Below are 10,506 nucleotides of genomic sequence, written 5' to 3' on the forward strand. Positions count from 1 at the left end.
GGTGGGCGGGGGCTTCGTCGCCGGCCCGGGTCCGGGTTCGGCCCGGCACCGGCCACCCGCCCGTACGGCCGCCCCCGGCGACCGGCACCGCTCCCGCCGCCGCCAGCCGCGCCCGTACCCGGAGCCCCAACGGTGTCAGCGTGGCCGGCGCGCGGGGGCGTACGGCCCGCCGGAGCGCCGATCGCGCCGCGCCCGCGAGGCCCTCCGGGAACCGCCCCAGCAGCACGGCCAGCACGCCGATCACCGCCGCCGCGACGCCGCCGCGCGCCCCCGCGTCGAGCCCGACGAGCAGGGCGGCCGCGGCCATCGCGCCGAGCAGGCTGTCGGCGCCGAGGACGAGCACCGCGGCGAACCACAGCAGCCCGCGCACGGGGTCGTAGGCGTTCGGGTCGAACGCCCGCAGTCCCATGCCGAGGAGCCCGCCGCCGAGCGCGGCGAGCGCGGCGCCCGCGACGAACGCGGCCAGCTTCAGCGCCGGCACCGGGACCCCGGCCGCCGCCGCGCCCGCCTCGTGGTCCCGCATGGCGGCCAGGGCGCGCCCGGCCCGGCCGCGGCGGAGCGCGACCACGGCGGCCAGGGCGCCGCCGAGGACGAGGAGTTCGAGCGCGTAGTACGCCCGGTCGTCGCCGAAGCCGGCCGGGCGCCCGAGGCCGAGCCCGGCGGTGGCGTACGGCTGGACGAACACGAAGCGGCTGACGGCCACGCCGAACGCCAGCGTGGCGAGCGCGAGGGCGAGCCCGTGCCGCCGGATGGCCGGCCAGCCGGTGAGCAGCCCCAGCGGCGCCACGAGCACCACGGCGCAGGCGAGGGCGGGCAGCTCCGGCAGCGCGGGCAGCCCGGGGAAGCGGCCGGCCGCGAGCAGCGCGGTGAAGAGGGCGCCGAGCCCGGCGTACGCGGCCTGCCCCAGGGAGAGCTGCCCGCCCCGGCCGGTGACGACCACCAGTGACAACAGGACGATGCCGAGGGCTGGGACCTGCACGGAGGTGTGCAGGTCGCTGCCGGCGAGGCCGAGCGGCAGCAGGAACAGCACGCCGCACACGATCCACGCGGGAGCGGGCCCCCACGCGGCGGCGCGCGACCGGAGCCGCCGCGAGCGGGTGGCCGCGGCCGCGGCCGGTGCACGGGGTGTGTCGCCGGGTTCCGGGTCCGCTGGCCGGCGGGCGTCGTGGCGGGGGCCGGGTGTGGGTGCGTCGGCGCGGGCGCCGCGGTCCTGCTCGGGGGGCGCGCTCGGGCGGTGCGCGGCCTGTGTGCGTGGCGTTCGGGCGTCGGTAGCGTCGCCGGGTGCCGGTGGGGGGCCGTCGGTCGTGCCGTCCGGGGCTTTCCGGACGGAGTCATGGTCGCCTCGCTCCGGTGGCGAACTCGGCGCGTTCGCCGAGGGGACCGGCTGGTCACCGGTGGGGGCACCCCTGGGCCCGGGCGGGTCGTCCGGGCATGGCCGGCCCGGGGGCGTCGCGCGCTTCGCGCGGCCGAGGTGCCCGCCGAGGCGTTCGGTGAGGCGGGGGCGCGTCGCCTTGGGCGCGGGGGTCGTGATTCCCGGGAGGGCGAGCGCCGCGACCAGCAGGGCGACCACGAAGAGGTTCGCCCCGACCGCCTGGAGCAGCGGCTCCGCCCAGCCATGGGGGTGAAACCGCGTCAGCTGGCTCTGGGCGACCCCGATGGCCAGCGCCACGGCGACCGCCACCGGCAGGCTCCGCATGCCCGCCGCCACGGCGACCGCCATCACCTCCATGACCAGCAGCGGCAGTCCGTACGGATCGAGGCGGACGTGCGGCGCGAGCAGTACTCCCGTCAGGCCCGCCGTGAACGCGCCGAACGCCCAGCCGGCCGAGGCGACGCGGTCCGCGTCGATGCCGCCGAGCACGGCCAGCGGCCGGTTGTCCACCACCGCGCGCAGCTCGCGGCCGAAGCGCGTCCAGCGGGTGACCGCGCCCACGCCGGCGGCCATCGCGACCGCCGTGCCGAGCTGCACCCAGGGGTCGGCGGGCAGCAGCGCGGGCGCGTCCGCGCGGGCCCCCCGCCCCCAGATCAGCCCGGCGGCGCCCACCAGGAGCACGAAGACGCCGAGGGAGGCGACGAGCGTACGGGCTGGGCCGGCGCCGGTGAGGTCGCGGGAGAGGGACAGCGGGCGGAAGACCACCGCGTCCAGCGCCAGGCCCAGCGCGGGCGCGACGACCAGCAGGGTGAAGGCCGCGGCCAGCGGGAGCGGCCACTGCCACTCGACGGCGCACTGCCGCATCACATAGGCGGCCACCATGGCGATCGCGCCATGGGCGAAGTTGAGCACGCCGGTGGCGCGATAGGTGACGATCAGGCCGATGCCGGTGAGCGCGGCGGCGCTGCCGACGGCGAGCCCGGCGAGCGTGAGGTCGTAGGTCAGCGTCCCCACGTCTCACGCCTCCGGCCCGGGCCCGGGGCCGGCCGACGGCGGGCCGACGGTCGGTTCGCACACGGGGCAGGGCCCCATGCCCAGTTCGAGCCGGATCTTCCGGTCGGGGCGGAACGCCTCGGGCTTGCCGGCGACCAGCGGGCAGTCCGGCCGGTGCAGCAGGGTGCCGCCGGGGACGGCGATGAGGGAGTCCGGGCGGTCGGCGGCGCCGCCGGAACCAGTGATTCCGGCGGTGGGCCCGGGGGAACCGGCCGTGCGGGGCGGCTCGCCCGCCGCGTTCCGGCCACCGGGCGCGCCCGCTCCGTTCCGGCCGTCGCCGCCGCCCGTCGTGCCCCGGCCGCCGCCCGATGTGTCCCGGCCTCCGGCCGTGTCCGCGCCGTCGGCCGCCTGTGGCCCGCCGCCCCGCGTCCCGGAGCGGTCGCCCGGACCACGGCCCGCACCCGTACCCGTACGCCCGCCCGCCCCCGTACCCGCGCCGGAACCGGAAACGGAACCGGAACCCGTGCCGCCGCCGGGCCGGCCCCCGGGTTCGTCGCCCGGAAGCGGAGGGTGGGGCGCGCTCGCCCGGCGAGGTTCCCCCGCCCCGGAGGGCGGTTCGAGCCGGTCGCGGCCCTCGTGCCGCTCCTGCCGTTCCTGCCACTCCTGCCGTTCCTGACGCTCCCCGAGATCGGGGCCCGCCGCGGGGCGCTCCGTGCCGGCCGCGGCGTCGCCATTGGCGTACGGGCCGTCGGCAGGGCGCTCCGGGCCCGGACCGGGGGCGGCCCCGGCCCCCTCCACCACGATCCCGCCGGTCTCGCCGGCCCCAGCGGCCACGCCACGCGCGTACTCGCCGCCCTCCGCGTACGACGGCCCCGCCGAACCGTCCGGCCCCGCCGTCCCCTCCCAAGGCTCCGGTTCCGTCGTCACCAGCAGCCGGTGCAGCTCCTCGACCCGGGCCGCCGCGAGCCCCTGCTCGCCCCGCGTCAGCAGCAGCGCACCGGCGACGATCAGCGCCGCGCCGGGGACCGTGCACGAGGCGAGGTAGGGGATCTGGCGCTCGGCGAAGCGCTCGCCGGAGACCCCGTACCAGCCCACCACGCACAGCACCGCCCCCGCGGCGAGCGCCGCCCAGCCTCCCCAGTGCCCGGGGCCCCTCGCCCATGACTCCCGACAGCGCCGGGCGGCCCGGCCGGCCCAGGAGTCCGGGCCGCGCCAGGCGTCCCGTGCCCACGGTCGCGCTTTCCGCATCCGGCCCCCTCACATCCCGGGACGGTCGATGACAGCTGACACTCCACAACGGCGTCCACAACGGCATCCGTGACGGCAGTCCTGACGGCGGCCAGGACGCCGGCCGAGACGGCATCCATGACGTCATACCCGCGATGGCCTCATCCGACTGTCCGATGATGGCCCGCAATGGCTCCGATCGCTCCGGATCGGCGCCGACCGATCAGGACCGCCCCGAATCACTCCAGGACCGCCTCGGCGGCCGCCCCGGGCCGTTCCAGGACCGCCCAGGGACCGTTCCAGGACCGCTCCCGTGCCGCCCGCCGACCGTTCCCGGCCGTCCCACGACCACCTGGCGTCGCCGTCCGGCGAGTTGCGCTCTGCCGGGCGGAGCCACACTCTGAGAGCATCGAGCAGTACGGGTCCGACTACATCCGGTGGTGAGCCAGATGGTCCTCGGCGAACACCCGCGGGCGGCGGCATGGGCGGCCGCCGCGGTCCTGCTCCTGGCCCCGACGGCCGTCGCGTGCGGCGACGACGGGGGCGGCGGCACGGGCACCTCCACCCCGACACCCGGGGCCGCCTCGCCCGGCACGGAGTCCCCGGGCACGCCGACGGGAACGGCCCGCCCGCCCGCCGAGAGCGCGCGGCCCGGCGATCCGGACGAGGCCCGTCGGCAGGTCGCGGAGAACTGGAAGAAGTTCTTCGACCCGGCCGTCCCGCTGGACCGCAAGGCGGAACTGCTGGAGAACGGCGACGACATGCGCCCCGTGCTGGAGGCCTTCAGCGGGGACGAGCGCGGCGGCAAGGTGCAGGCGAACGTCTCCAAGGTGGAGTTCACCTCCGCGACCGAGGCGCAGGTCACCTACGACCTCATGCTGGACGGCCGGACGGCCCTGCCGAACTCCGCCGGCACCGCCGTGCTCCAAGACGACACCTGGAAGGTTTCGGCCAAGTCCCTCTGCGCGCTCGTGAAGATGAGCGGGAATGTCTCGGTCCCGGGCTGCTGACCGCGGGTCCGACACCACCTCCTCACGCCTCCTGCGCGCCCCCGTCCTCCTCCTGATCGTGCTGACCGCCCTCGCGCTGACCGCCGCCTGCGGCAGCCGGCTCCCGGAGAGCGCCTTCGAGGGCCGCTCCCCGGGAGCCGGCGCCCCGGCCCCCACCGGGCCCGCCCGGGGGGAGCCCGTGAAGGTCGGCATCATCACCTCGGCGACCAGCCCGGTCGGCGCCGCCGCCTTCGTCGGGCCGCGCGACGGCGCCGCCGCCTACTTCCACCGGCTCAACGCCGGGGGCGGGCTGAACGGCCGCCCCGTCCAGGTGGTCACCTGCGACGACGGCGGCAGCGGCGTGGGCAACAACACCTGTGTCCACCGCCTCGTCGACGAGGAGAAGGTGTTCGCGCTGGTCGCCACCACCGCCCTGGACTACGCCGGCGCGCCCCGCGTCAGCCGTGCCGGCGTCCCCGACATCGGCGGCCAGCCCATCGGCCCCGCCTACGACACGCACCCGCACCTCTACGGCATCTACGGCAGCCAGGCGCCGCGCGACGGCCGGAAGCCGGGCTGGGGCGGCACCCTCTACGGCGGCACCGAGGTCTACCGCTACTTCCGGCGGGAGCACGGCGCCCGCACCGCCGCCGTCGTCTCGTACAACCAGGCCTCCTCCGCCGCCTACGCCCGGCTGGTCACCCGCGGGCTGGAGGAGGAGGGGTACGAGGTGGTGGGGGAGCAGCTGGACTTCGCGCTGCCGAACTTCCCCGCGGTGGCCGCCGATCTGCGCGCCCGCGGCGCCGACCTGGTGTTCGACGCCCTGGACACCCATGGCAACGCCCAGCTGTGCGAGGCCATGGACGCGGCCGGAGTACGGGTGACCGCCAAGGTCACCAACGTGCAGAACTGGTCCGCCGCCGTGGCCCGGGACTACGCCAAGGCCCCCGGCTGCCGCAACGCCCTCTGGGCGACCGGGGCCAGCCGCTCCTACGACGACACCGGCCACCCCGCGGTCCGCGAGTTCCGCGAGGGCATGCGCGGGCGGCCGGGCGCCGACACCCTCTCCCAGTGGCAGCTGGAGGGCTGGGCGGCCGCGATGTGGTTCACCGACGCCGCGCGCTCCTGTGGCGCGGATCTCACCCGGGCGTGCGTCGAGCGCTTCCTCCGTGCCGAGCCCTATACGGCGAACGGCCTGCTGCTCCCGGTGACCTTCGAAAAGCTGTCCGAACCGCCCCGGACCCGGCACAGCTGTCTGTCCGTGGCCCGCTGGCAGGACAGCGCCCGGGGTGGTGAGGGAGGCTGGGTGTCGCAGGGCGAGATGACCGAGAACTGCTTCACCGTGCCGCAGCTGCCGTACCCTCCGTGATCGCAGAAGTGATCGAAAAGTTCCCTCGGGCGGCTACCGAACTGGCAACTGTTCGAGAACAAATCGATCATGCCGGTCAACCTCCGAGGCGAAGGTGGGGTCCAACCGGGCGAAAACCCCGACAATGGAGACGGCGGGATGTTTGCCGCGACAGTCGATCAACCCCACCCCCGCACCACCGAGGAGTCACCCGCCGTGTCCCCCCTGCCCAGCGCCGAGTGCATAGCGGACTCCGCGGGCGGCCTCACCTTTGACATCGCCGACTGCGGAGGGCCCCGGCCCGACGCCTTCTGGGACGCCGCCCTGGTGCTGCGCCGCCGGGCCGGCGGCCGAGGCGCCGAGCGGGCCGCCGGCCCGGACCCCGCCGAGCACCCCGGGGAGGAGGTCCGGCTGCCGCTCACCCCCCTCGGGGACGGCCGGCTGCGCGCCGCGCTGCCCAGCACCGTGGCCCTGCCGGAGGGGCGCTGGGCCGCCTACGCCGTGCTCGGGGACGACGAGCCGCTGCGGCTGGCGCCGGCCGGCACGGATCTGCGCTCGCTCGCCGACCGCCGGCCCGACCCCACCGGGGCCGTCGCCGCCCGCATCCCCTATGTGACCCGGCACGGCAACCTCTCGGTGCGCAGCTGGGTGCGGGCGCCGCACGCGGAGGTCGAGGAGGTGCGGGTGACGGAGGGGGCGCTGACCGCGCGCGGCCGGCTGTACGGGGTCGTGGCCGGGCCCGGCACGGTGGTGGAGGCCCGTTGCCGGCGCGACCCGGCGGCGGTGCGCACCGCGCCGACGGCCGTCGACGAGGGCGGCGCCTTCGCGTTCACCCTCGCCTACAAGGAGCTGGCCGACGTGTGGCGGGGCGGGGAGGACCGCTGGGACCTGTGGCTCCGGCCGGGCGTGGGTCCCGGCGACGGTGCGAACAGCCCCGGCGGGGGCGAGGGCGCCGTGCGGATCGCCCGCATTCTCGACGACATCGCCGACAAGAAGCAGTCCGTGCGCTTCCCGGCGCAGTCGTCGGCGACGGGGCACGGCGTGGCGGAGGCGGTGCCGTACTACACCTCGGACAACGACCTCTCGATCCGCGTCGCGGCCCAGGCCCGCGCCACCTGACGCCGGCGGGCACGCGAACAACGGCGGCCCCGCGCACGCGCGTACAACCCCCCGTACGCGCACCCCGCGCACCCCGCGCACCCCGCGCACCCCGCGCGCGCCTTCGCGCACCTCGCGGACGGAACCTGTCCGCGAGGGCTGGGAGACTCGCGCCATGCTGGAAACCTCCGCTCGCCTCCTGCGCCTGCTCTCCCTCCTGCAGACCCACCGCGAATGGTCGGGGCCCGACCTCGCCCAGCGGCTCGGGGTCACCTCCCGGACCGTCCGCCGGGACGTCGACCGCCTGCGCGAACTGGGCTACCCCGTGCACGCCACCCCCGGCACCGGCGGCGGCTACCAACTCGGGGCCGGCGCCGCCCTGCCCCCGCTGCTCCTGGACGACGAGGAGGCCGTCGCCGTGGCGATCGGGCTGCGCTCGGCCGCCGGCGGCGGGATCGCCGGCATCGAGGAGACCTCGGTACGGGCGCTGGCCAAGCTGGAACAGGTGCTGCCCACCCGGCTGCGGCGCCGGGTGGAGTCGCTCAACACGTACGCCGTGCCGATGCTGCGCGGGCACTACGGACCCACCGTCGAGGCGGAGGTACTGACAGAGCTGTCGAACGCCTGCCGGGACCGCGAGCGGCTGCGCTTCGCGTACGAGGACCACACGGGGGCCGCCAGCCGCCGCATCGTCGAGCCGCACCGGCTCGTCTTCACCGAGCGCCGCTGGTATTTGGTGGCCTGGGACGTGGACCGCGAGGACTGGCGCACCTTCCGCGTCGACCGGATCACCCCCACCCCGCCGCACGGCCCCCGGTTCGAGCCCCGGCAGCCCCCGGCGGAGGACCTGGCGGCCTATGTGGCCCAGGGGGTGTCGACGCGGGCGTACTCGGCCCGGGCCACCGTGCTGCTGCGGGCGCCGCTCGCCGAGGCCGCCGAGCGCGTATCGCCCTCGTCCGGCGTGCTGGAGGCCGTCGACGAGCACACCTGCCGGCTGCGGACCGGCGCCATGAGCCTGGAGAGCCTCGCCTTCCACGTCGTGCTGCTGGGCTTCGACTTCGAGGTGATCGAGCCGGTCGAACTGGTCGACGCCCTACGGGAGATGGCGGAGCGGCTCGGCCGGGCCGTGGCGGCGAGTGAGGGCGCTGCCCGGCAGGTGTAAGGGCGGCGGACCGGGGCACCCGGAGAACCGGAGGTACGAACTATGGTTCCCATCCTGTTGGTTCTGCTGCTCGCACTCCTCCTGTTCGGCGCCGTCGTCGTGTCGGTGTGCCGTCTCTTACGGCTGCGCACCTCTTTACGGCTGCGCACCCCCCTACGGCTGCGCGCCCCTCTTACGGCTGCGCCTCGTCTTCCCACTCCTTGACCTTGGCCTCCCGCCCCGGAGGGCTCTCCTTCTCCGCGGCGATCGCCGGGTGGTGGAGGTCGAAGGCGGGCGACTCCGAACGGATGCGCGGCATCGTCACGAAGTTGTGCCGGGGCGGCGGGCAGGCCGTGGCCCACTCCAGCGAACGGCCGAACCCCCAGGGGTCGTCCACCTCGACCTTCGTGCCGTACCGCGCCGTCTTCCAGACGTTGTAGAGGAACGGCAGCGTCGACATCCCCAGCAGGAACGCGCCCATCGTGGAGACGGTGTTCAGCACGGTGAAGCCGTCGGCCGCCAGATAGTCGGGGATGCGCCGCGGCATGCCCTCCGCGCCCAGCCAGTGCTGAACCAGGAACGTGGTGTGGAAGCCGATGAACAGCGTCCAGAACTGGATCTTCCCCAGCCGCTCGTCCAGCATCTTCCCGGTGAACTTGGGCCACCAGAAGAAGAAGCCGGCGAACATCGCGAAGACCACCGTGCCGAAGACGACGTAGTGGAAGTGGGCCACCACGAAATACGTGTCGGTGACATGGAAGTCCAGCGGCGGGGACGCCAGGATCACCCCGGTCAGCCCGCCGAGCAGGAAGGTGACCAGAAAGCCGACGGACCACAGCATCGGGGTCTCGAACGACAGCGAGCCCCGCATCATCGTCCCGATCCAGTTGAAGAACTTCACCCCGGTGGGCACCGCGATCAGGAACGTCATCAGTGAGAAGAACGGCAGCAGCACCGCGCCCGTGGCGAACATGTGGTGCGCCCACACCACCACCGACAGCCCGGTGATCGCCATCGTGGCGCCGATCAGCATCACATAGCCGAAGATCGGCTTGCGGGAGAAGACCGGCAGGATCTCGGTGACGATGCCGAAGAACGGCAGCGCGATGATGTAGACCTCGGGGTGGCCGAAGAACCAGAACAGGTGCTGCCACAGCAGCGGCCCGCCGAACTCGGGGGCGAACACCATCGAGCCGAACCGCCGGTCGGCCTCCAGGCACAGCAGCGCGGCCGCCAGCACCGGGAACGCCAGCAGCACCAGGATCGAGGTGAAGAGCACGTTCCAGGTGAACACCGGCATCCGGAACATCGTCATACCGGGCGCGCGCATCGCGATGATGGTGGTGAGGAAGTTGACCGAGCCGAGGATCGTGCCGAAGCCGGAGAGCGCCAGCCCCATGATCCACAGATCCGCGCCGATGCCCGGTGAGCGCTCCATGCTGTTGAGCGGCGCGTAGGCGGTCCAGCCGAAGTCGGCGGGCCCGGTCGGCGTCAGCAGACTGCCGATCACCATCAGCCCGCCGAACAGGAACAGCCAGTACGAGAGCATGTTCAGCCGGGGGAACGCCACATCGGGCGAGCCGATCTGCAACGGCATGATCTCGTTGGCGAAGCCCGCGAAGGTGGGTGTGGCGAACAGCAGCAGCATGATCGTGCCATGCATCGTGAACGCCTGGTTGAACTCGGTGTTCGTCATCAGCTGGAGGCCCGGCCGGGCCAGCTCCGCGCGCATCAGCAGGGCCAGGACGCCGGCCAGCAGGAAGAAGACGAACGATGTGATCAGATAGAGGTGGCCGATCTTCTTGTGGTCGGTGGTGGTCAGCCAGTCGACCACGATCCGGCCCGGCGACCGGCCCGGTTCGGAATCGATGACCGCCGTGGCCGTCTGCGTCCCCATCCACTGCCCCCTTGGCACTCTGTCGTCCCGGCTCGATGAATCGCACGCTCCCGGCTCCTGGGCACCAGCCATGATGCTCGCCCCACCACCCGGTTCGCGAGAGGGCGTGCCGGGGCGCTCCGCTCCGGTTCCGGGCCGCGGGGCACGACCTAGTGCCGGGGCAGCAGGGGCCCGAGCGGCCCCAGATCGATCTGGAGGTCGTCCGGCTCCAGCCCGTAGCGGTCGCACAGCTCGGCCATCCGGTCCGCCAGCAGCATCAGCGTCATGCCGATCCGCTCCTCCTGATCCTCCGTCAGGTCGCCCCGGTCCACGCGCCGCAGCGCCTGCCGCTCCATGAGCTGGCGCAGCAGCTCCACCAGCGTCAGCACCAGGCGCATCAGCTCGCGCTCGACGGTGTCCTTCTCCAGCTCCAGCCGGGCGCGGGTGGGTGTGGGGGTGGTG

At 74.7% G+C, this 10,506-nt stretch carries 7 protein-coding genes and 1 pseudogene; 4 read left to right on the plus strand and 4 right to left on the minus strand.

Annotated elements, in window-relative coordinates; translation table 11 throughout:
* The coding region (locus ACSNOD_RS22450; protein WP_436768815.1) for an ABC transporter permease subunit at window positions 1–2,386 on the minus strand (2,386 nt) is incomplete at its 3' end.
* 831 nt (window positions 2,387–3,217) lie between these two features.
* A pseudogene (locus ACSNOD_RS22455) lies at window positions 3,218–3,472 on the minus strand (hypothetical protein); the annotation flags it as partial.
* 557 nt (window positions 3,473–4,029) lie between these two features.
* Here ACSNOD_RS22455 and ACSNOD_RS22460 point away from each other — a divergent pair.
* From ACSNOD_RS22460 to ACSNOD_RS22475, 4 genes are all read left to right on the plus strand, one after another.
* A complete protein-coding gene (locus ACSNOD_RS22460) occupies window positions 4,030–4,602 on the plus strand; it encodes a hypothetical protein (protein WP_436768816.1) in 573 nt (190 codons plus the stop codon).
* A complete protein-coding gene (locus ACSNOD_RS22465; RefSeq protein WP_436768817.1) occupies window positions 4,580–5,950 on the plus strand; it encodes an ABC transporter substrate-binding protein in 1,371 nt (456 codons plus the stop codon). The genes ACSNOD_RS22460 and ACSNOD_RS22465 overlap by 23 nt, the downstream gene beginning before the upstream one ends.
* 138 nt (window positions 5,951–6,088) lie before the next feature.
* A complete protein-coding gene (locus ACSNOD_RS22470) occupies window positions 6,089–7,048 on the plus strand; it encodes a hypothetical protein (protein ID WP_436768818.1) in 960 nt (319 codons plus the stop codon).
* Window positions 7,049–7,202: 154 nt separating this feature from the next.
* Window positions 7,203–8,189: a helix-turn-helix transcriptional regulator gene (locus ACSNOD_RS22475; protein ID WP_436768819.1), complete on the plus strand. Its 987-nt coding sequence runs from the start codon at window positions 7,203–7,205 to the stop codon at window positions 8,187–8,189.
* A gap of 172 nt (window positions 8,190–8,361) precedes the next feature.
* Here ACSNOD_RS22475 and ctaD read toward each other — a convergent pair whose 3' ends face one another.
* Both ctaD and ACSNOD_RS22485 read right to left on the minus strand, forming a co-directional pair.
* A complete protein-coding gene (gene ctaD, locus ACSNOD_RS22480) occupies window positions 8,362–10,065 on the minus strand; it encodes an aa3-type cytochrome oxidase subunit I (protein ID WP_436768820.1) in 1,704 nt (567 codons plus the stop codon).
* 149 nt (window positions 10,066–10,214) lie between these two features.
* On the minus strand, window positions 10,215–10,506 hold a 292-nt coding region (locus ACSNOD_RS22485), incomplete at its 5' end, for a gas vesicle protein K (RefSeq protein WP_436768821.1).

It is taken from the genome of Streptomyces sp. URMC 123, assembly GCF_051386515.1.
Lineage (GTDB): Bacteria > Actinomycetota > Actinomycetes > Streptomycetales > Streptomycetaceae > Streptomyces.

Excerpts from the sequence above, each read along its gene's own strand:
- ACSNOD_RS22465 (WP_436768817.1), top strand. The coding sequence starts at position 4,580 with ATGTCTCGGTCCCGGGCTGCTGACCGCGGGTCCGACACCACCTCCTCA.
- ACSNOD_RS22470 (WP_436768818.1), top strand. The coding sequence starts at position 6,089 with ATGTTTGCCGCGACAGTCGATCAACCCCACCCCCGCACCACCGAGGAG.
- ACSNOD_RS22475 (WP_436768819.1), top strand. The coding sequence starts at position 7,203 with ATGCTGGAAACCTCCGCTCGCCTCCTGCGCCTGCTCTCCCTCCTGCAG.
- ctaD (WP_436768820.1), bottom strand. The coding sequence starts at position 10,065 with ATGGGGACGCAGACGGCCACGGCGGTCATCGATTCCGAACCGGGCCGG.